Here is a 21,106-nt window from a genome sequence, read left to right on the forward strand (position 1 = left end):
TCTACCTATACTTTAAATGGGTCTGGTAGATGTGGAGTTTGAGGTTGCACAACGACTGCTGTGCCATATACAAATAGCTCGGAAGCGCCTTGGGCAATATTTGACGTTGAAAAACGAATACCAACAATTGCATTCGCACCAAGCTGTTGGGCTTTTGCAATCATACGGTCCATAGCTTCTTGGCGGGATTCTTCTAAAAGTTCGGTGTAGCCTGTAAGTTCACCACCCACAATATTTTTTAAACTTGCCATGAGGTCACGGCCTACATGTTTGCTACGAACAGTGCTTCCATACACAACATCAAGTTGTTTTAAAATTTGATGGCCTGGAACGCTTTCTAAATTACTTAATAACATTGTTCTTTATCAATCGATATTTCTTAAAGATTCAAGATAGAAAATATTCAGATGAGTTGCAATAAAAAAGCCCACCGAAGTGAGCTTTTATGAAAATCAGATTTAAAGCTTATTGCTTTTTCAGTTCGGCACTTGATGGTTGATGTACCACTGTATCTGAAGAGTTTGATTTTAAACCACCACCTAGAGTTTTATATAACTCGATTTGGTTGTTTAAGTTTGCTTGTTGAAGCAATAACAAACCTTGTTCTGCTGAATAAGATGAACGCTGTGCATCAAGAACAGTCAGGTAACTATCAATACCAGCACGGAAGCGAGCATTTGAAAGTGTGTAGTTGCGGTTAGTTGCTTCTACCAAACGTTGTTGTGCTGTTAAACGATCACCAATGTTGGCACGTGTAGCAAGTGCATCATTCACTTCGCGGAACGCAGATTGAACTGATTTTTCATAATTAGACAATGCAATTTTCTGATCAGTTTCAGAAATTTTTACATTGGCACGACGAGTGCCCCAGTCAAAGATTGGTAAATCTAAACTTGGGCCAATTGACCATGCAAAACCACCAGACTTAAATAGATCACTTAAGTCAGTTGATGCATAACCAGCTGAACCTGTTAAGCTAATGGTTGGGAATAAACGTGCTTTTGCAGCACCAATATTCGCACCCGCAGCGCTTAAGTTATATTCAGCCGCTTTTACATCTGGACGGTTGTTTAACAAGTCACTTGGTAAACCAGCAGTGAATACATTTTGCTGAGCAACACGTTTTACTGGTTGTGTAGGCAACAAGTTTTGTGCAACTGGTTGACCCACAAGTAAGTTCAACAAGTTTTGTGCTTGGGCAATCTGTGTTTTGTAGTTCGCTACGTCATTACGTGCAGTTTCTACAGAAATCTGTGCCTGACGTAATGGAACTTCACTGTCGATACCTACATCAAAACGCTTTTTGTTGAGATTGTAAGAGTCTTGCTGTGCTTTAAGTGTTTGCTCTGCAAGTCGTAAGTTTGCTGTTGCAAACGAATAATTTAACCATGCTTGAGCAACTTCGCTGATAAGACTGATTTGAGTCGAATCGCGAGCACTTTGAGTTGAAAGATAACTATCTAAAGCAGCATCTTTTAGACTACGAACACGACCCCAAAAATCAAGCTCGTAAGCAGTTACACCCAAACCTACTTGATAAGTAGAGTAGGGGTTATTTGGATTACTGCTTGGAGTAACTTGACGAATCGCACTAGCGCTTGCACCAATAGTTGGAAGCTGATTGTTCTTTGTAATCTGATATTGCTCTTGAGCACGTTCAATATTGAGCGTTGCTGTACGCAAGTCACGGTTGTTGGCAAGAGCCAAGTCAATCACTTCGAGCAAACGAGGATCAGCAAAGAACTGCTTATAACCTTGTTCAGCAATAGACGTACCAGAAGCGCTGTTATATGCATAGCTTTGTGGTATATCGGTTTTCACGACTGGTTCTGGGCCGCGCATGCTTTGACAAGCTGCCAAAGCAAGCGCAAGTGCAGATACCGCAATGCTACGACCTGAAATAGACCATACTTTTTGCATCACGATTTATGCTCCTGAGTGTTTATGGTTTTTGGTTTGTACTTAAAGATACTACGAATCCACACATAGAATACAGGGATAAAGAAGATACCTAAGAACGTTGCACTGAGTACGCCACCAAGTACACCAAAGCCTACAGAGTGTTGACTTCCTGCACCTGCACCTGTTGCAAGGGCAAGTGGAAGTACACCAAAACCGAAGGCAAGGGTTGTCATGATAATTGGGCGTAAACGCATTTTTGCTGCATGTAAGGTTGCATCAAGGAGGTTCTCACCTTTTTCCTGCAATTCTTTTGCAAACTCAACAATCAAGATCGCATTTTTTGCAGAAAGACCGATCACCGCAATCATCGCTACTCGGAAGTAAATGTTATTTGAAAGGTTTGGGTCTCCTTTAATAACCATTCCTGAGTAAGTCAATACAATTGTACCAATAATACCAAGTGGTACCACCAGTAAAACCGAGATCGGGATTGACCAGCTTTCATACAATGCTGCTAAGCAAAGGAATACGATTAACAGTGAAAGCGCATATAAGAGAGGAGCTTGAGCACCAGAATCACGTTCTTCAAGTGATAAACCTGTCCATTCATAGTCGAAACCTTGTAAGCCCATAGATGGTAACTTACCAATAATTTCTTCCATTGCTTTCATGGCATCACCAGAGCTCACGCCAGTTGCAGGAGTACCTTGAATGTTGACCGATGATACGCCGTTATAACGTTCAAGACGAGGAGAACCATAAGTCCATTCACCAGTAGCAAATGCAGAGAATGGAACCATTTCACCTTTGTTATTACGTACATACCACTTGTTTAAGTCTTCAGGCATCATACGGCTACCCGCATCACCTTGAACATAAACTTTTTTCACACGACCACGGTCAACGAAGTCGTTAATGTATGAACCACCCCATGCAATACGCATTGTATTGTTGATGTCAGCAATGCTCACACCCATTGCGCCAGCTTGAGCCTGATCTACATTAATTTGATACTGAGGTGTATCTTCTTGACCATTTGGACGTACACCCATCAGGCGTTTATCTTGTGATGCAAGACCTAAAATCGTGTTACGAGCGGCAATCAGTTTCTCATGGCCTTGACCACTTGAATCTTTAAGCTGTAAGTTAAATCCGGCAGTTACACCCAATTCAGGCATCGCTGGTAGTTGTAATGGCATGATATAAGATGCGTCTTTAACGATCATATTTAATGCCATACCACGTTTAATTAATGCACCGATTTGAGTTTCTGGTGATGTACGCTTGCTCCAGTCTTTTAACTTAATAAATCCAATACCAGCATTTTGACCCACACCTGTGAATGAGAAACCAGAAACGGCAAAGACAGACTCAACAGTGTCTTTTTCATTCATGAAGAAGTTTGTCATGGTATCAATCACTTTACCTGTGCGGTCAAGCGTTGCATTTGGAGGTAGTTGAACAAGTGTCATTACAACGCCCTGATCTTCTTCTGGTAAGAATGAAGATGGGAGTTTTTGGAACAAGAATACTAAAAGAGCTACTACAACAGCATAAAGAACGCCAGAGAAGATTTTGCCTTTAAGCATGCGACTAACACCATTTTGGTAGCTATGCGACATGCGGTCAAAACCATTGTTAAAGCTTCTAAAGAAACGAGCAAAGATATTATTACTTGGTTCTTTGTTCGGATCATGCTGTTTTAAAATAGTTGCACAAAGTGCAGGGGTGAATGTTAACGCTACAATTAGCGATAGAACCATTGCTGTTACAAGAGTAATCGAGAATTGACGATAAATTACACCCGTTGTACCACCGAAGAAGGCCATTGGTACGAATACCGCTGTCAATACACTGGTAATACCCACTAATGCACCAGAAATCTGCTGCATTGAACGAGAAGTTGCCGTAACCGGATCGGTGTGGTCTTCGCTCATTACACGTTCAACGTTTTCGACTACAACAATGGCGTCATCGACCAGAAGACCGATTGCCAATACCATAGCGAACATGGTTAAAGTGTTAATAGAGAAACCGAAGATATTAATAACAGCAAATGTACCTAATACAACTACTGGAACTGCAAGCGTTGGAATAATCGTTGCGCGCCAGTTTTGTAAAAATAGGAACATGACGATGAATACCAAAATCACAGCTTCAATTAATGTGTGTACTACACTTTCAATTGAAAGACGGATGAATGGAGTCGTGTCATAAGCCAATTTATCAGCAAGACCTGCTGGATAGTTCTTACGTAATTCAGATAAACGTTGTTCAACTGCAGCAGCAGTATCAAGTGCGTTCGCACCTGTTGCAATTTTAATTGCAAGACCGCCTGCTGGTTTACCATTAAATTTCGAGTCGAACTGGTAGTTATCAGAACCTAATTCTACGCGAGCAACATCTTTTAAACGAACTTCAGCACCAGATGCTGTGTTCTTTAAGAAGATATTTTTAAACTGCTCAGGAGTCTGTAACAAGCTTTGTGCGTTTACTGTTGCATTAAGTACTTGACCTTGTACGGCAGGTGCGCCACCTAACTGACCTACAGCAACTTGCGAGTTTTGTGCTTGTAACGCAGTCGCAATGTCACTTGGAGTGAGTTGATAACTTGTTAGTTTGGCCGGATCAAGCCAAATACGCATTGCGTATGAACCACCAAATACTTGTACCTCACCAACACCAGCAACACGGCTAAGCGGTTCTTTAATTGTCGAGTTTACATAGTCTTTAATGTCTGAGTCTGAAAGGCTGTTATCTGGTGAGTAAAATGCAATAACTTGCAAGAAGCTTGCACCAGATTTAGTAACAGTTACACCTTGACGTTGTACATCTTCAGGTAGAAGAGCAGTTGCAGATTGCAATTTGTTTTGAACCTGAACTTGTGCAATATCAGGGTCAACCCCTTGCTCAAAGTTTAACTGAATAGATGCCTGACCATTACCAGCACTGTTAGATGAAATATAGCGTAAGCCATCAAGACCATTCATTTGTTGTTCAATGATCTGGGTTACAGTATTTTCAACGGTTTCAGCCGATGCACCAGGGTAAGTCGCAGCAATTGTGACTGTCGGTGGTGCAATCGTTGGATACTGTGCAATAGGCATTTTTGTTAGCGTGAGAATACCCGCCAACATAATGACTAATGCAATCACCCACGCAAAGATGGGGCGATGAATAAAAAATTGTGCCATTCAATCTACCCCTTATGCATTTGAAGCTGCTTTCTGTTCTGCTTGAGGTTTACCTGATTGAGCCGGTTTAGCAGCATTTGGTGCTGCACCTTGAGGATTTGCTGGTTGAGCTTGATAAGGTTTTGCCGATACTTCTTGCCCTTCTTTAACTTTGGCAACACCATCAACAATGACTTTATCACCGGCTTTTAAGCCGTTTGTCACAATCCAGTTTTGTCCTTGAACACCTGAGGTTTCAACAGGACGACTCTCAACAGCCCCTTTAGCATTAACAAGCATTGCTACAGCTTGACCTGTAGGTAGACGTGTAATGGCTGCTTGTGGGATCAGATAAGCATTTGGAACAACACCCTGAACAATTTGTGCAGTGGTATACATACCCGGAAGCAATAAATGATTCGGGTTAGAGAATACGGCACGTAATGTAATTGTTCCTGTATCTTGGTTTACAGAAGCATCAGAGAAAGCAAGCTGGCCTTCGATTGGGTAGGTAGAACCATCTTCAAGCTTTAATTTTACTTTCGTGTTGTTACTATTATTCAGACTGCCTTTACTCAATTGTTGACGTAAACGCAATAATTCAGCACTAGACTGATTAATATCAACATAGATTGGATCTAACTGTTGAATAGTCACTAATGGATCAGTCTGATTTGCAGTAACCAAAGCACCAGCTGTTACTGTCGAACGTCCAGATTGCCCAGAAATAGGAGAGCGAATTGTAGAATAACCAAGATCTACATTTGCATTTGTTACTTGAGCCTTAGCTGCAGCAACTTGTGCTTCTGCAACATTGACTTGACCAAGTAAATCATCATATTCCTGTTTAGACACAGCATTACTAGAAACAAGTTGCTTATAGCGATTTAACTTGGTACGTAGTGAAGCTAGATTTGCCTGTTGTTGTAGGAGAGATGCTTTTGCATTTTCTAACGTTGCGCGGTTCGTTCTAGAGTCAAGCTCATAAAGTGCCTGACCTTCACGAACGTAGCTTCCTTCAGCAAATAAACGTTTTAAAATCACGCCACTTGTTTGAGGGCGAACTTCAGAAATTTGATATGCTGAAGTACGGCCTGAAAGCTCAACGCTTTGTTCAACACTTTGTGGTTGAGCAACAATAACACCTACTTCTGCAGGCGGCATTTTCTGAGCAGCAGCAGCTTGCTGTTTCTCATCGGAGCCTTTGCTACAACCAACAAGTGCGATACTTGTTGCTAATGCGCAAGCAGTAAGGGCTGGTGCCCAAAGCTTAGCCGACATCATTGTTCCACCTCGTTTAGATAAAATCTAAAAATATATTTGTTTTCTACTTAACCTACTTTGTGTTTGTAATAACCAGAGCCAAAGCAGTGCAATCCAAATAAAACCAATGCCCCAACCAGCGAGTACATCTGTTGGGAAATGAACTCCTGCATATATTCTTGAAAGCCCCATACACACAAACCAAAGACAGGAGATCAAAACAATATAAGGAGAGTTAGTGTTGTGCTTATGGCATAACATAATCATTGCCAGACAAGCCAGTGTTGATGCATAAACACTGTGTGCACTTGGGAACGATGCACCGTAACTTTCAACAATATGATATGCCGCAGGAGGTCTAGGCCGGTTAACACACCATTTGAGCAGCCAACCAATGGTGATACTGCCGATAACTCCCAAGCTAATGAAAATAACAGTAATAAATTTTTTATACCATGCTAAATATACACATACTAGAAAGGATAAAAAACATACAAAAGGCATGCCGCCTACGCGTGCAAGAAAGGTAGTTATACTATTAAGATAGTCTAAACGATGATGACTCAATGTTTGAACGGTGAGCAAGTCCAAAGATTGAAGACTTGGTACAAAAAGACCAAGAACACCTAATCCTAAAAAAACACAACCAATACAAAGCAATAGATAGGGCATAAACACACCTTTGCTCATTCATATAGTTTTTCCACTATTGAACGCCGTTGAAAGTGTACTTGCCAGTACACTTTTTTTCAAGCCTGATAGATCATCGTAAATTCATTTTGAAATTTTTTTAACATTTGGAAAAACAATCACAACAAAATTGACGAAATTCACATTTTATGTACAAAGCAAAACTCAGTGTTCTGCTTTTTTACTACTACTGGCTTGTGTATTTTCTTCGAGTTCTAGTGGCTGTTTTGGTGGCCAAAAGAAATCGCTTGGACGTGTAAGAAAATGGGTCATGACCAGTTTGGCTAAAGGTTTCCATTGTTCAAAGCGAACTCGGCGTGCGCGTAGGGCTACAATAATCGTTAACGTGAAACTTACGAAGAGGTTCGTAAGGCCGATACAGAGCACACCTAAAAACGAAACTATAATCAAACCAATATCAGGGCTACCATTAATGGTCATTAAACCTTGTATGAAGTTCGCTGAAGCAAAGGCAATATGTCGAATATCAAGAGGTAGACCAAGGATGAAACCTATGGTTCCCATACTTCCTAGCATGACACCAAATAGAAAGTTACCCGCAAGTGCACCTAAGTTACGTTCAATATATTCAGCAAAACGATTAAGACGTTCTTGTCCAAATAAACTGCGTAGTCGGCGATGAGCTTTTAAACGTGGTCCAACTTTTCTATAAACAGCCATATTATCGAAATAGCCTGCGATAAGCCCTGACAAGAACAAACACACACCTGCGATTGCTGCATGTGGAACTGCTAACGACGTAAAAGGATTTAAGCTATGTAATAAATAGGTTGCTTTGGTATGGGTTAATAAAGGCTCATCTAGGTAAAACTGCCAAGCAAAAGTAATGAGCGCGGCAGTAGGGATTGCAATCGAGATATTACCCAAAATAGCAATAAACTGAGTTCGAATAATATTAATAATAAGCGCCGCTAGTTCTGCAATTTGTGCAGTTTTAGAGCCTTTACGCTGCTGTACAGTTGCAGCGAGTGCAGCAGCGGTCATTGCTGGCTGTTTTGTTGCAACGGTAAAATGCAGTACGTGAATCAGAATAAAACCAAGTGAATAGTTCATACTGAACGTAAAAGCTTGCATGAGCGGTGCCATGGTCATTCGTGCAGCAAGAATCTTTAATGTTGCCATGCAGGCAATAATGACACCTGCACCGGCAGCAGCTTTGTACATTCCCCAAAAGCCTTTAGTGTCTGTACTTACATAATGTTCACCGGTACGGCTCGCATTTTCTGTAACCTGAAATGCGATGAGTTCACTGGTGGTGCTTAATAAAGAGCGAACACTTTTTTCACTATAATGGGCTTTAGTTAAGTCCGAAATTAGGTTTCCTAAAGAAACGTAGCGTCCTTCACTGTCGTCTACAACTAGATAAAGTAATAATTCAATTCGGTCCAAACACTGCTCAAGCAAAGACAATAAATAAGTCAAACTTAAACTAACACCGATTCTTTTGGTGGCCCGACGTATTTTTAAAACAACATCTCGACATTGTTCTAACATTACAAAGGCTTGAGAAGCATCTGGAGGTACTGTTACGACAGTGTCATGTTGAGAAATATCTTGTTTTTTATATTTTTCGATAAACTCAATGATTTCGCGGTTTTGTACCAAAAAAGGTGATTCGTATTCAGTTAGTTCTGGTTGAGCATTAATAAACTCGGGATAAAGACCAATACCACTAATTCGATAAGACAAGACGGTAATAGCCTTAATCATCTCTCGTTGAATAGCGTGTTTTTCATCGACGTTACTATTACTTTGTCCAATAAGTCCGAATAACGTCGCCCAATTTTTATCATCAATATGATTCAACCAGATTGAATCACTTTCTAAATAGAAAATTTTCCCAATCAAAATTTTGAGTTGACTTGAATCTTCAATAAGTGGCAGGAAATGGCCACCGAGTCTTTGCCCAAGCTGATTCCAGAAACCATCTAAAGACAGAATCCCGCTATCTGCATATAAGCTCACTTGCTTATATTGATTAATTAAACGTAATAAAAAAGATTGAAAGAGAGCTGAAGCGGTAGGGGTAAGTAAAAGGCTATCAATAAATGCTTGTATTTTTTGTTGTATCTCCTCCGTATCGTGAGGATTGGATGGCCGTAAAGCATTGACTAAATCAATAAGTATATTTTCATCAATAACAGCTTGAGGATTTTCAAGCTGTTTCTGGATTTTTAAAAAATGATCTGAAAAATTTATATGCATAGGCAAAATAGTATCTACTGTATTCGATGTAATGCAAGCCGAGTTAAATTCATCAATGCCTGACGATAAGGTGTATCAGGTAAGATGGATAAGGCTTGCAGTGCTGCTTCTGTTTCTTCTTGGGCACGACGCTGGCAATAATCTAAAGCACCAGACTTTTGTACAATTTCAATGACTTTTGATAATTGGTCAACCCCACCAGTCGCAATACTACGACGAATAATGGCGTGTTCTTCACCAGTTGAATGTGCTAATGCTGAAATTAACGGTAAAGTCGGTTTACCTTCCATCAAATCATCACCAATATTTTTACCTAATGTTTCAGCATCCGACGTGTAGTCTAAAATATCGTCAATAATTTGGAAAGCATTTCCAAAATGACCTGCAAATAATCTTAAAGGTTCACGATAGGCTTCTTGGCCCGCCAAAATAGCAGCACCTTCAGTTGCAAGTTCAAATAAGCGAGAAGTTTTACCGTGAATAATTTTTAAATATGTTTCTTCGGTTGTATCTGGTTGATGCTGAGATTGAAGCTGTAGTACTTCACCTTCTGCAATTTCACATGTACCTGTTGAGAAGTCTTTTAATAAGGTCATGTTGTTTAAGTCGACCAATAGGTCAAAAGCGCGAGCAATAAGGAAATCACCAACTAACACGGCAGTTTGGTTGTTCCACGTTGCATTGGCAGTAGGACGGCCACGGCGAAGCCCCGATTCATCGACCACATCATCATGCACTAAAGTTGCTGTATGGAGCATTTCAATAATAGCTGCCAGACGCTGTGCATTTTGCATATTGTCGAGGCTACAAGCCCGTGCTGCAAGTAAACACATGATTGGGCGCATACGTTTGCCGCCAGCTTCAACAACATGTTTACTTACCGACATGACCAAGCCGACTTTTGAGCTAATTCCTTCATTAATCAAGTGATCCATCGCAGCAAAGTCTGTAGCAACAGGAGCGAGAATGTCTTGCTTAAAATCGATGACCATATGAAGAAAAACCCCGTATAGGTAATAATTGGCGTTAGTGTATCAATTAAAAGTGCATTAAACAGGGAAACAAGCAATTGATATTCATCATTGTATATTCATGAAGAGTTCTTTGTTCTTTATTTCGGCAAAACGATGTGTTTCCGACAAAACAATAAATTTTAATAACGTCAACATGAATACAGCTTGTTCTTGTTGCAAGTTGTGATTGGAACTTTATTTTAAATTCTATTCAGAATCAATGAAAAGTACCAAATTCGAATCGAAGCTGTTTTTATTGTGTAAGAATAACCCCTTCTAGTTGTATAGATAAAGATAAAGCACTTGTCGTTTGATCAAATTTCACTTAAAATCTGTCGCCTTGTATAACCCCAGTGGCGTTCGTTTTAAGATCGATATATCCCTTTATCGACACGACGACACGGGCTGATTGGAGTACATTATGTACGCAGTAATCCAAAGCGGTGGTAAACAGCACCGTGTAGTTGAGGGTGAAACCCTTAAAGTTGAATTATTGAAAGCTGAGTCTGGCGCAACTATTACATTTGATGATGTATTAATGGTTGTAAATGGTGACAGCATTCAAATCGGTGCTCCAGTTGTAGCTGGCGCTAAAGTAACTGCAGAAGTGATTGGTCATGGTCGTCACGACAAAATCCGCATTATCAAAATGCGTCGTCGTAAACACTACCGTAAGCAACAAGGTCACCGTCAATGGTTCACTGAGTTGAAAATTACTGGTATTTCAGGCTAATCACGAGGAGTAAGAGACATGGCAACTAAAAAAGCCGGTGGATCGACGAAGAACGGTCGTGATTCAAACCCAAAAATGTTAGGTGTTAAAGTTTACGGTGGTCAAACTGTAACTGCTGGTAACATCATCGTTCGTCAACGTGGTACTGAATTCCACGCTGGTGCAAATGTTGGTATGGGCCGTGACCATACTTTATTTGCTACTGCTGACGGCGTAGTAAAATTCGAAGTGAAAGGTCAATTTGGCCGTCGCTACGTAAAAGTTGAAGCTGTTTAAGTTTTAGCTTTAAAAAAAGCCCACATTTTGTGGGCTTTTTTTATGGAACTTCATTAATTTTATCTTCATCATGATGAATGAAATTCTACAAACAATATGAATAACATAACAAAATATCTTATTTTCTCAATGATTAGCACTGAGTTTGTCGGTTAATATGGGTCATGAAATGAAGAGCTTATTCTGCTTGTTCTAATCAAAGCTTAATAGGTTATCTTACAGCAACTAAAAAGGTGATGACATGAATATGCTTCGTAAAACCATGTGTGCTATTACACTCAGCGCGTCAGTGCTTGCTCCTGTAATGAGTACTACAGCGTTCGCTGCACCAGTAGCAGCACCGGAGCAACAGGCAATTGGTAACTTGGTAAATCAGTTGTCAGGATTACAACGTTTAACTGCCGATTTTGAGCAAACAACGAAATCTAATACAAAAACTGTGGTACAGAAAAAAGGTTTAGGTGCTCAGCATATGAACCAGACGTTTAAGGGGTCTATGAAGGTTGAACGTCCAGGGAAATTTTATTGGGAAACTGTGAGCCCGTCTAAACAGACTATTGTAACTAGTGGTAAAACAGTCTGGATTTATGATCCTGATTTACAACAAGCCGTACGTCAAAGCTTAGATTCACAAGTAGCCGATACACCAGCTTTATTACTCTCAGGTAATACCAATCAAATCATGAAGTCTTATCGAGTGACTCAGCCAGATAAGTCTAAGTTATACTTCACTTTATTTCCTAAAAAAGAAGATGGCGCTTTTCAAAGTTTAACGATTAGTTTTGGTGCAAACAAAGCACCTACGTTAATGGTGCTACAAGATTCTTTAGGTCAAACCACTTACGTGAAATTTAATAATGTGAAAGTGAATGCTTCAATTCCAGCTTCTACTTTTAATTTTACGCCTCCTAAAGGCACCGATATTATTGACCAATAATTATTCTGATTCTTTAAGAAAGCCACCATTTCAGGTGGCTTTCTTTTTATATATCAACCCTAGATACATTTTTTAACCCCGTCTTATTCTTACGCTTTGTATAGTGATAAAAGAGAATATACGGGGATTAACATGCGACTTTACGATAAGAAAATTATTTTCATTCTTCCTATGGTAGCTGCCATGGTGGCAGTAAGTGGTTGTCAGCCAAAATCTGCAGCTAAAGATGAGCAACCTGCATCTAGTGCTTCCGTAAAAGAGGAAAAACAAGTTGAAGTTCCTGTTATTCAGGCAAAAGTAATTCCAGTAAAATTACCAAAGTCTAAAGTTTGCCTTGAAGATGGTTGTACTGAATATGATTTCCAGACAGTACAAACGAATCAAAAATGGATTAATGATTATTTTACGAACCGTATAAAAAAAGCTGATCCGAATGCTTTTGCAAACTTGGCTGATAAACCTGTTGAAGTACCAGAGGGGGAGCCTCGTTCAAGCCAAAGTGCAATTTATGTCCGTTATTTGGGACAAAATTATAATCTTGCAACCTTTGCCTTACAGACATACTCATACTCTGCAGGTGCAGCACATGGTATGTCACATCAAGAATTTGTAAATTTCGATTTATTAAATAAAAAGCACATTACTGTTGCTGAACTTATTAAGCCAGATGTAGAAAAACAACTTGTTGATGCACTTTTTGATGCGAATACCAACTGGCTTCAAGACCACAATATTACCCGTGAAAAACTGCAGTTAAGTGATAATTACTACTATGGTGCCAATGGGATTGTTTTTGTTTATCCAGTTTATGAATTGGCTTCTTATGCAGAAGGGATGACTGAATTAACACTGCCGTATTTTGAGGCAGCTAAGTTCATTAAACCTGAGTACTTACCAAGTGTGCCAAACTACAACATGTAAAATATGTGGTCTCTTCTTAGAATTGTGTGAAAGCTATTCGATATGAAGATGATCACTATATTTTTTAGTGCTAAGGGCTTACACTATAGCCAGTTTTTTACCCATATTATGATTAATTATGATCGACCCTAAGTTACTCAGAAATAATATTGAAGTCGTTAATGCAGCTTTGGCAAAACGTGGTGTTCAGCTAGATGTCCAAGAATGGGCATCTTTAGAAACTCGCCGTAAAGACTTGCAATCAAAAACTGAAAAGTTACAGGCAGAGCGAAATGCCGGTGCTAAACAAGTGGGTCAGATTAAAAAATCCGGTGGCGATGCTTCTGAAATCATGGCACGTATGCAGGCCATTGGTGATGAGATTAAAGCTGCTGAAGTTGCTTTATCAGAACTACAAAACGAGATTGAGCAAAAAGCACTAAGCATTCCAAACTTACCAGATGAGTCTGTTCCAGTTGGTAAGGATGAAAGTGATAACGTTGAAATCTCAAAATGGGGTACACCTCGTCAGTTCGATTTTGAAATCAAAGATCATACTGATTTAGGCGAGTGGATGGGCGGCCTAGAGTTTGAAACTGCGACCAAACTTACCGGTTCACGTTTCAGCGTGTTGAAGGGGGCTTTAGCGCGTCTACAACGTGCTTTAACTCAGTTCATGCTTGATACCCATACTTTAAAGAATGGCTATACTGAAGCTTACGTACCTTATTTGGTTAATGCTGACTCACTTCGTGGGACAGGTCAATTACCAAAATTTGAAGAAGATTTATTTAAACTTCAAGGCGAAAAAGAATACTACCTTATTCCTACAGCTGAAGTTCCAGTCACAAACTTTGTTCGTGACGAAATCATTGATGCAGACCGTTTACCACTAAAATATGCAGCGCATACACCGTGTTTCCGTAGTGAAGCTGGTTCTTATGGTCGTGATACACGTGGCTTAATCCGTCAGCACCAATTTGATAAAGTTGAAATGGTGCAAATCGTTAAACCTGAAACATCTATGCAGGCACTTGAAGAACTCACTGCACATGCCGAGGGCATTTTGCAGGCACTTGGTTTGCCATACCGCAAAATTTTGCTCTGTGGTGGTGATATGGGCTTTGGTGCGATGAAAACTTACGACTTAGAAGTATGGGTTCCAAGCCAAAATACATATCGTGAGATTTCAAGCTGCTCTAATATGGGTGATTTCCAAGCACGTCGTATGAAAGCGCGCTTCCGTATGGATCAGAAGAAGACTGAATTAGTGCATACGCTAAACGGCTCAGGTCTTGCAGTAGGACGTACTTTGCTTGCAGTTATGGAAAATTACCAACGTGAAGACGGCTCAATTGAGATTCCAGAAGTATTACGCCCATATATGGGTGGTTTAACCTTTATTGACTAAGCTTTGCATCTAAATTGTGCACGTTTTTTGCTTAAACATAATCAGATGATTGATGTAGAGGTTTAAGGTGGATATTTTTCCAATCTCTTTGAAGTTGCAGCAGCAACGTTGTCTGATTGTGGGCGGAGGGCATATTGCTTTACGCAAGGCAACCTTATTAGCTAAGGCGGGAGCAATAATTGATATTGTTGCTCCTGAAATTGAAGAACAGCTTCTGCAATTAGTAACAACAATAAATGGTCAGCATTTTGTTGAAGTCTTCTCTGAGAAATTTTTAAGTACACCATATCGACTCGTCATTGCCGCGACCAATGATCCGCAAGTCAATAAAACAGTTTTCGAGCAATGCGAAGTACGTAATTTACTCGTAAACAGTGTTGACGATATTCCACATTGCCGCTTTATGGTTCCTGCGATTATTGACCGTTCACCTTTAGTGATTTCGGTTGCTTCAAATGGGACATCTCCTGTTTTATCTCGACAAATCCGTACACAGTTAGAGACATCCATTCCGCATGGAATGGGAAAGTTAGCTGAGTTTTCAGGAAAATGGCGAAATCAGGTTAAAGAAAAAATTTCTAATCCCGATGAACGCCGTATTTTTTGGGAAAACTTGTATGCAAGTCCTTTAAAAGAGCAGGTTTTTAACGATAATCTAGATGTTGCAAATAGCATGCTTGAACAAGCATTGCAGGAGTGGAAAGCACCTAAAGGTGAAGTTTATTTAGTGGGCGCAGGTCCTGGTGATCCTGAACTGCTTACCTTAAAAGCTTTACGTTTAATGCAGCAAGCTGATGTGGTCATTTATGATCGTTTGGTATCTCAACCTATTTTAGAGTTATGCCGTCGAGACGCGACAAAAATATATGTCGGAAAAGCTCGCTCAAATCACTCGGTTCCCCAAGATGGGATCAATGCGTTACTCGTTGAAAATGCTCAACAAGGAAAGCGTGTTTGTCGTTTAAAAGGCGGTGATCCGTTTATTTTTGGGCGTGGTGGTGAAGAGATCCAAGAATTATTCCAAGCTGGTGTGCCATTTCAGGTGGTTCCGGGTATTACGGCAGCGTCAGGCTGTTCAGCTTATGCGGGTATTCCGCTCACTCATCGTGATTATGCGCAGAGTGTACGTTTTCTAACTGGCCATTTAAAAGAAGGCTCTCCTGAGCTTCCTTGGAATGAGCTGGTATATGAGAACCAGACTTTAGTTCTCTATATGGGCTTAGTAGGCTTGGAACGTATTTGTGAGCAATTAATCGCTCACGGACAGCGCCCAGATATGCCAGTTGCATTAATTTCAAAGGGTACAACCCCTGAACAAAAGGTTGTGGTGGGGTCACTTGCTGATATCGCATCTAAAGTGACAGAACATCAAATTCATGCGCCGACTCTCACGATTATTGGTGAGGTCGTACGTCTGCGCGAACAGTTACAGTGGAACTAGTGTGCTAATAATTATCTTCGATCAAGTTAATGATTGCCTGAGCTAACCAACAAGTAATTTAAGTGAGTAATTAAGTGATTCATGTTGTTCTATACGAGCCTGAGATTCCTGCAAATACAGGAAATATTATTCGACTATGTGCGAATACAGGGGCTCAATTGCATTTGGTTAAGCCTTTAGGTTTTGAGCTTGATGATAAAAAGCTTAAACGTGCAGGGCTTGATTATCATGAATGGGCAAGAATGCAGATTTGGGACAATATTGAAGCATGCCTCGCAGACTTAAAGTCAAAAGGTGTTGAGCATGTCTTTCCTCTAACGACGAAGGGTTCTGCAACTCCGCATACAGTTGATTTGAATCGACCTGTGGCTTTACTGATGGGGCCAGAAACACGCGGCTTGCCTGAGCATGTTCGTTTGATGTTCCCTCAAGAGCAGTGGATTCGCTTGCCAATGGCTGAAAACTCTAGAAGTTTGAATTTGTCTAACGCAACGGCCGTAATTGTTTACGAAGCATGGCGTCAGCAAGGTTTTAAAAATTTAGGTTAGTTTCCTAAATACAAAAAAACAAGGCCCTTGGTGGCCTTATTTTTTTGATCTAATTTTAATTTAAGCTTGTTCTAGTACTTTTTCATCATAGGTGATTTGTGCTGCTAAAACTTGCTCAATGTTTGTTTCAGCCCATTCCTTTAATTGGAATGCCATTGAAGCTACATTTTGCCCTAAAGCAGTAAGTGAGTAATCAACACGGATAGGTGAGGTGTCTTGAATTTTACGTTCGATAAAGCCATCTCTTTCTAGCATTTTTAACTTTTGTGACAAGACTTTAGGTGAAATACCCTGAATATTCTTTTTGAGTAAATTGAAGTGCTGCGTTTCTTCCTCAAGAATATTTAAGATGAGTAAAACCCACTTATCTGCAATTTTTTCAAAAAATAAACGAGCAGGGCAATGTTGTTGAAAAATATTGTATTTTAGACATTCATTCATACCATTTACCTACTTATTTCTAAAAAAATATACTAGTTACCAAATGGTAACTAATTGACACCTAGTTTCTAAAATATATCATTAAATGGAATTTAATAAAACACAGGTTTCTCCCATGTCTAATTCTAATATTGCGGTTGTATATTTCTCTGGTTATGGCCACACGAAAGTAGTTGCTGAAACTTTTGCTAATGAAATTAATGCTCAACTTATCCAGATTGATCAGGAAGGTAATATTACTGAGCAAGATTGGGAAACATTAAACAATGCAAAAGGTATTGTTTTTGGTGCTCCGACTTATATGGGTACGGCACCATGGCAGTTTAAAAAATTTGCTGATGCAACTTCAAAAGTTTGGTTTACACGTGGTTGGGAAGATAAAGTATTTGCAGGCTTTACCAACAGTGCAAGTCTAAATGGTGATAAGCAAGTTACGCTTATTCAATTACAAACTTTAGCATCACAACATGGTGGTATTTGGGTGAGTCTTGGATTGCCGCCATCAAATACAAAAAGTGCAACACGTGAAGATGTAAATAACCTAGGCGGTTCAGTAGGTCTACTTGTTCAGTCGCCATCAGACGCAAGCGTTGATGAGATTCCAACAGGGGACTTGGAAACAGCAAAACTTTATGCAAAACGCGTACAAGGTATTGTAAATAAAATATTTGGATAATAAGTCCATAAAAAAGGCGCTTTAAGCGCCTTTTTTATTATTCATGCTCGTTGTGTTGAGGAGCATTGTATTTAAAGCCTTTGGTCTTGTAAGCAAGATAACCTACACCAACCACTGCCCAAGCCAAGCCAATTTGTAAAGCAAGCTTGTCAATTTCTAACCACATTAGGAACACACTGGCAAAGCCAAGCGTCGGTACAATAATGTAATTAATAATATCTTTAACAGATTTGTTTTTACCATCTCTAAGCGCATAGCGCGAAATTACAGAGAAGTTCACAAAACTAAAAGCAGTTAAGGCCCCGAAACTAATTAAGTTAACAATATGTTCAAGGTCTAAAAAGCCAGCAGACAGCGCAACTACACCAACAATAAGAATGTTGTAAGTTGGAGTATGTAGTCTTGGGCTAATATGACCAAACAACTTTTTATTGATAACGCCATCACGTCCCATAACATACATTAAGCGGGATACACCAGCATGTGCTGAAATACCCGATGCCATTACTGCAACCACGGCAAAGTATAAAACTAATGTTTTAAATGCAATGCTACCAATTGCTGCAACCATCACAGGTTGTGATTCATCTAAAGGCTTAAAGTACGTATTAGGGTTGCTCGGGAAATACAGCTGGATAAAGTAAGTGCTTATGATAAAAATGACACCAGCAAGAAGTGCTGTTGAAAAAATCGCTTTTGGAAGGGTTTTTTCTGCATCTTTTGTTTCTTCAGCAAGTGAAGATAAAGCATCAAAACCTGTAAAAGAAAAGCACAGTACTGTTGCACCACCAATCAAAGCACTAATAGAGGTCATATCATTCCAAAAAGGAGTGAGTGACCATAATTCAGCTTTATCCGGATTTAACGTACCGTCAGCATATACACCTTGGGTCAGCAAGGTATACACTTGATAAACAAAGTAAAAGATTACACCAAGTTGAATAACTACAATTGTGCTGTTAAAGCGAGCAACAAAACGTGCGCCGAATAAGTTAATAACAGTCATTAGTGCAGTTAAGCCAATAACCCATAACCAATTATTTACTTCTGGAAACAATGCTCTTAAATAAATATCGGCCAAAATGATATTGACGAGTGGTGAAAGTAAATAGTCTAGCCAAGATGACCAACCCACCATAAAACCAACATTAGGATGAATTGACTTTTGGGCGTAGGTATATGCTGATCCTGAAGAAGGATAGCGTTTGATCATGTGTCCATAACTGATTGACGTCAATAAAATCGCAACTAACGCAAAAATATAAGAAGTAGGTACATGACCACCACTTCGTTCTGATACTAAACCAAAAGTATCAAATAAAGTTAATGGTTGAATATAAGCTAAACCAATAATAATGATGTGCCATAGCACAAGATTCTTTTGGAGCTTAGCTGTTGGTTTAGTCCCAGATAAGTTTGTCAACGGCGTTATCCTCATAATCGTTGATCAAGGATCAGCTTGGTGTTAAGGATCGTTTGAGACGAACGATCCCCCCTACATAAAAGATAAAGTGCGCCAATCTATCCTAAATTGATGCAAATTGTCAGTACTTTCGTGGAATTTTTAGCAAATTTTTTGCCATATTTCCAAAGAAAATGATGAATAAAAATTCATAGATATAAAAAAGGTCTGATTTATCATAAAAATCAGACCTTTAAGTTTTACTTTAAATATCTAAAACTTAAGTTACCAAGCTTTTTGTAAGATCTCGCGTATGTCTTTTAAGCTTGCTTCCTTAGGATTATAAATAATAGAGCCATCATTTAGTGCTTTTTCAGCAATTTCATCAAGCTGAGCTTCAGTAACCTTACCAGTTTCGCGCAAGGTGCGTGGTAACTTGGTTAGGCTAAACAAGCGATCACGCATTGCTAAAATAGTCGTAATTGCTCTATCTGCACGTTGGGTTGCTGGAGTTTGGGCATAAATATCTGCACCAGCTAAAGGTAATAGTAACTCACCAATTTTCTGACCATTTACTTGTTTGTTGTATTCAAGTACATAAGGTAAGAATAGGTTCATACATAAACCGTGGGGTAGGTGAGCAACTGCACCTAATGCATGTCCTAACGAGTGCACAAGGCCTACCATCGAGTTAGAAAATGCGATACCTGCCATTGTAGAAGCTTGTGCAAGTTCTAAACGGCCTTGCGAGTCATTTGGATTTTCTAAAACATTAAATAAATTTTCACTAATCTTTTTGATACCCGCACTTGCATAGGCATCACTGAGTGGATTAGCTGCCATGCAAGTATATGCTTCAACACAGTGTGTTAACGCATCCATACCAGTCATTGCCGTCAAGTGAGGTGGCAATGTTAATGTCATGCGTGGATCTAAGATTGCAGCATGTGGCATTAAATAGTATGAAGCAAATGCCAATTTAACATTCTTTTGTGTGTCGGAAACCACCGCAACCATAGTCACTTCTGAACCTGTACCTGAAGTGGTCGGAATCACAAAAAATGGCTTTAACGGTTTTGGTAGGTTATGAGCGCCAGAATATTGAAGAAGGTCATTTCCACCTTCTGAGACTAAAATATTGGTTGCTTTAGAGGTGTCAATAACAGAGCCACCACCAACAGCAATAATCGCATCACATTTATTTGTGCGATAAGCTTCAGCAGCAAGACGAACTACTTCAAGACTTGAGTCTGGTGGGACATCATCAAAAACATGACCAATCACCGCATCAGTCGTGCTAAATGCAGCTTCAATAGGGTTGAGTAAGCCATTTGCACGGACACCTTTATCTGTAATGATAAGTGGACGCTTTGCACCTAAAGTTGCAAGTTCAAACGGAATATGTTCTAAAGCAGCATTACCGGCAATGACTTTTACAGGACAAAAGAATTCGTAATATGGTTTAGCCATGTTATGCGCTCCGCTTGAAGTAAGACTTAGCTACTTTTAAGTAAATATTTGCAGCTTCGTTGAATTTTTCTTTTAGGGTGAGTTCGGTTGGATATTCTTTAACTGCAAGTGACGCTACCAATTTTGGTAAAATGAGAGATTCCATTTTATTTAGGCAGCGCACTAAACGAATTGCTGCTGATACATCACCATCAGCAATCATGCGGTCATTTGCAAATGCTTGAGCAGTACTTTCCTGAAATGAAAAAACCAAAAATGCATGTGTCACATGCTTAAACGTAATGGTTAAATCAGGCTTTTTTTCCGCTCTTTTCAGCAGTTCTAATTGTTTATTTTCTGTCACTCGGGCAAAAAATGCTGGTCCATTTGGGAAAACATTCATTGAAAGTACAAAGTGAACAGGAAATTTAGACACTTCCTCTTGTATTTCACTATCAACCTGACTTGCCATGACTAAGCCTCGACCAACAACGTCCATCATGAGCTTAACGTAGGCAAGTTGCAGAGTGGGCTTTACAGCTTTTGTCGAAATCACTTGCTATCCCTTCTTAAAATTATGCAAAAGCAAATTTAGAGTAATTACTCTAATCTATTTTTATTCCAT

19 protein-coding genes and 1 pseudogene are annotated in these 21,106 nt (G+C 39.6%); 8 read left to right on the forward strand and 12 right to left on the reverse strand.

Annotation, left to right across the window (positions count from 1 at the left end; genetic code table 11):
• Window positions 1-5 precede the first annotated feature (5 nt).
• The 8 genes and pseudogenes from I8T81_RS03870 to I8T81_RS03905 all read right to left on the reverse strand — a co-directional run bounded on the left by I8T81_RS03870 (window position 6) and on the right by I8T81_RS03905 (window position 10,592).
• Entirely contained in the window at window positions 6-356 is a 351-nt protein-coding gene (locus tag I8T81_RS03870; RefSeq protein ID WP_019457194.1) for a YbjQ family protein, read from the reverse strand.
• A 109-nt stretch (window positions 357-465) separates the two neighbouring features.
• Window positions 466-1,920 carry a multidrug efflux RND transporter outer membrane channel subunit AdeK gene (adeK, locus tag I8T81_RS03875; protein WP_004705863.1) on the reverse strand — a complete coding sequence of 485 codons (1,455 nt, stop codon included), beginning with the start codon at window positions 1,918-1,920 and terminating at the stop codon, window positions 466-468.
• Window positions 1,920-5,096, reverse strand: coding sequence for a multidrug efflux RND transporter permease subunit AdeJ (gene adeJ / locus I8T81_RS03880; RefSeq protein ID WP_039250040.1), 3,177 nt, complete (start codon window positions 5,094-5,096; stop codon window positions 1,920-1,922). Before adeJ ends, adeK begins: the two co-directional genes overlap by 1 nt.
• A 12-nt stretch (window positions 5,097-5,108) precedes the next feature.
• Window positions 5,109-6,359: a multidrug efflux RND transporter periplasmic adaptor subunit AdeI gene (adeI, locus tag I8T81_RS03885; protein WP_004705865.1), complete on the reverse strand. Its 1,251-nt coding sequence runs from the start codon at window positions 6,357-6,359 to the stop codon at window positions 5,109-5,111.
• Between the two features lie 24 nt (window positions 6,360-6,383).
• Window positions 6,384-7,010, reverse strand: coding sequence for a phosphatase PAP2 family protein (locus I8T81_RS03890; RefSeq protein WP_004705866.1), 627 nt, complete (start codon window positions 7,008-7,010; stop codon window positions 6,384-6,386).
• A gap of 183 nt (window positions 7,011-7,193) precedes the next feature.
• Window positions 7,194-9,254, reverse strand: coding sequence for a site-specific recombinase (locus I8T81_RS03895; RefSeq protein ID WP_198072740.1), 2,061 nt, complete (start codon window positions 9,252-9,254; stop codon window positions 7,194-7,196).
• A 14-nt stretch (window positions 9,255-9,268) separates the two neighbouring features.
• The gene (gene sdsA, locus I8T81_RS03900; protein ID WP_198072158.1) at window positions 9,269-10,246 is read right to left on the reverse strand and encodes an All-trans-nonaprenyl-diphosphate synthase; all 978 of its coding nucleotides are present in this window, start codon (window positions 10,244-10,246) and stop codon (window positions 9,269-9,271) included.
• A 46-nt stretch (window positions 10,247-10,292) separates the two neighbouring features.
• Window positions 10,293-10,592 (reverse strand): annotated as a pseudogene (locus I8T81_RS03905) (hypothetical protein).
• Between the two features lie 96 nt (window positions 10,593-10,688).
• Between I8T81_RS03905 and rplU the strand changes: the two are divergent.
• From rplU to I8T81_RS03940, 7 genes are all read left to right on the forward strand, one after another.
• Window positions 10,689-11,000, forward strand: coding sequence for a 50S ribosomal protein L21 (gene rplU, locus I8T81_RS03910; protein WP_004705870.1), 312 nt, complete (start codon window positions 10,689-10,691; stop codon window positions 10,998-11,000).
• 18 nt (window positions 11,001-11,018) lie between these two features.
• The gene (gene rpmA, locus I8T81_RS03915; protein WP_004705871.1) at window positions 11,019-11,276 is read left to right on the forward strand and encodes a 50S ribosomal protein L27; all 258 of its coding nucleotides are present in this window, start codon (window positions 11,019-11,021) and stop codon (window positions 11,274-11,276) included.
• Window positions 11,277-11,517: 241 nt separating this feature from the next.
• A complete protein-coding gene (lolA, locus tag I8T81_RS03920) occupies window positions 11,518-12,213 on the forward strand; it encodes an outer membrane lipoprotein chaperone LolA (protein ID WP_039250044.1) in 696 nt (231 codons plus the stop codon).
• A gap of 132 nt (window positions 12,214-12,345) precedes the next feature.
• Window positions 12,346-13,134: an RsiV family protein gene (locus tag I8T81_RS03925; RefSeq protein WP_198072159.1), complete on the forward strand. Its 789-nt coding sequence runs from the start codon at window positions 12,346-12,348 to the stop codon at window positions 13,132-13,134.
• Between the two features lie 118 nt (window positions 13,135-13,252).
• Complete coding sequence (gene serS / locus I8T81_RS03930; protein WP_198072160.1) at window positions 13,253-14,524, forward strand: serine--tRNA ligase; 1,272 nt, start codon at window positions 13,253-13,255, stop codon at window positions 14,522-14,524.
• Window positions 14,525-14,591: 67 nt separating this feature from the next.
• Window positions 14,592-15,965 carry a siroheme synthase CysG gene (gene cysG, locus I8T81_RS03935; protein ID WP_198072161.1) on the forward strand — a complete coding sequence of 458 codons (1,374 nt, stop codon included), beginning with the start codon at window positions 14,592-14,594 and terminating at the stop codon, window positions 15,963-15,965.
• Between the two features lie 74 nt (window positions 15,966-16,039).
• Complete coding sequence (locus tag I8T81_RS03940) at window positions 16,040-16,513, forward strand: tRNA (cytidine(34)-2'-O)-methyltransferase (protein WP_002051239.1); 474 nt, start codon at window positions 16,040-16,042, stop codon at window positions 16,511-16,513.
• Window positions 16,514-16,573: 60 nt separating this feature from the next.
• Here I8T81_RS03940 and I8T81_RS03945 read toward each other — a convergent pair whose 3' ends face one another.
• Window positions 16,574-16,954 carry a winged helix-turn-helix transcriptional regulator gene (locus I8T81_RS03945; protein ID WP_019457186.1) on the reverse strand — a complete coding sequence of 127 codons (381 nt, stop codon included), beginning with the start codon at window positions 16,952-16,954 and terminating at the stop codon, window positions 16,574-16,576.
• Between the two features lie 115 nt (window positions 16,955-17,069).
• On the opposite strand from I8T81_RS03945, the gene I8T81_RS03950 reads away from it, so the two are divergent.
• Window positions 17,070-17,630, forward strand: coding sequence for a flavodoxin family protein (locus tag I8T81_RS03950; protein WP_019457185.1), 561 nt, complete (start codon window positions 17,070-17,072; stop codon window positions 17,628-17,630).
• Window positions 17,631-17,667: 37 nt separating this feature from the next.
• On the opposite strand, the gene I8T81_RS03955 is transcribed toward I8T81_RS03950, so the two are convergent.
• The 3 genes from I8T81_RS03955 to I8T81_RS03965 form a co-directional block, all read right to left on the reverse strand.
• Window positions 17,668-19,053, reverse strand: coding sequence for an APC family permease (locus I8T81_RS03955; protein ID WP_019457184.1), 1,386 nt, complete (start codon window positions 19,051-19,053; stop codon window positions 17,668-17,670).
• Between the two features lie 264 nt (window positions 19,054-19,317).
• Entirely contained in the window at window positions 19,318-20,502 is a 1,185-nt protein-coding gene (locus tag I8T81_RS03960) for an iron-containing alcohol dehydrogenase (protein ID WP_198072162.1), read from the reverse strand.
• Between the two features lies 1 nt (window position 20,503).
• A complete protein-coding gene (locus tag I8T81_RS03965) occupies window positions 20,504-21,037 on the reverse strand; it encodes a hypothetical protein (RefSeq protein ID WP_002051257.1) in 534 nt (177 codons plus the stop codon).
• Window positions 21,038-21,106 lie beyond the last annotated feature (69 nt).

The organism is Acinetobacter seifertii (assembly GCF_016064815.1).
GTDB lineage: Bacteria > Pseudomonadota > Gammaproteobacteria > Pseudomonadales > Moraxellaceae > Acinetobacter > Acinetobacter seifertii.

Bases quoted from the DNA above. Each gene is read 5' to 3' on its own strand.
- I8T81_RS03870 (WP_019457194.1), bottom strand. From the start codon at position 356: ATGTTATTAAGTAATTTAGAAAGCGTTCCAGGCCATCAAATTTTAAAA.
- adeK (WP_004705863.1), bottom strand. From the start codon at position 1,920: ATGCAAAAAGTATGGTCTATTTCAGGTCGTAGCATTGCGGTATCTGCA.
- adeJ (WP_039250040.1), bottom strand. From the start codon at position 5,096: ATGGCACAATTTTTTATTCATCGCCCCATCTTTGCGTGGGTGATTGCA.
- adeI (WP_004705865.1), bottom strand. From the start codon at position 6,359: ATGATGTCGGCTAAGCTTTGGGCACCAGCCCTTACTGCTTGCGCATTA.
- I8T81_RS03890 (WP_004705866.1), bottom strand. From the start codon at position 7,010: ATGCCCTATCTATTGCTTTGTATTGGTTGTGTTTTTTTAGGATTAGGT.
- I8T81_RS03895 (WP_198072740.1), bottom strand. From the start codon at position 9,254: ATGCATATAAATTTTTCAGATCATTTTTTAAAAATCCAGAAACAGCTT.
- sdsA (WP_198072158.1), bottom strand. From the start codon at position 10,246: ATGGTCATCGATTTTAAGCAAGACATTCTCGCTCCTGTTGCTACAGAC.
- rplU (WP_004705870.1), top strand. From the start codon at position 10,689: ATGTACGCAGTAATCCAAAGCGGTGGTAAACAGCACCGTGTAGTTGAG.
- rpmA (WP_004705871.1), top strand. From the start codon at position 11,019: ATGGCAACTAAAAAAGCCGGTGGATCGACGAAGAACGGTCGTGATTCA.
- lolA (WP_039250044.1), top strand. From the start codon at position 11,518: ATGAATATGCTTCGTAAAACCATGTGTGCTATTACACTCAGCGCGTCA.
- I8T81_RS03925 (WP_198072159.1), top strand. From the start codon at position 12,346: ATGCGACTTTACGATAAGAAAATTATTTTCATTCTTCCTATGGTAGCT.
- serS (WP_198072160.1), top strand. From the start codon at position 13,253: ATGATCGACCCTAAGTTACTCAGAAATAATATTGAAGTCGTTAATGCA.
- I8T81_RS03945 (WP_019457186.1), bottom strand. From the start codon at position 16,954: ATGAATGAATGTCTAAAATACAATATTTTTCAACAACATTGCCCTGCT.
- I8T81_RS03950 (WP_019457185.1), top strand. From the start codon at position 17,070: ATGTCTAATTCTAATATTGCGGTTGTATATTTCTCTGGTTATGGCCAC.
- I8T81_RS03960 (WP_198072162.1), bottom strand. From the start codon at position 20,502: ATGGCTAAACCATATTACGAATTCTTTTGTCCTGTAAAAGTCATTGCC.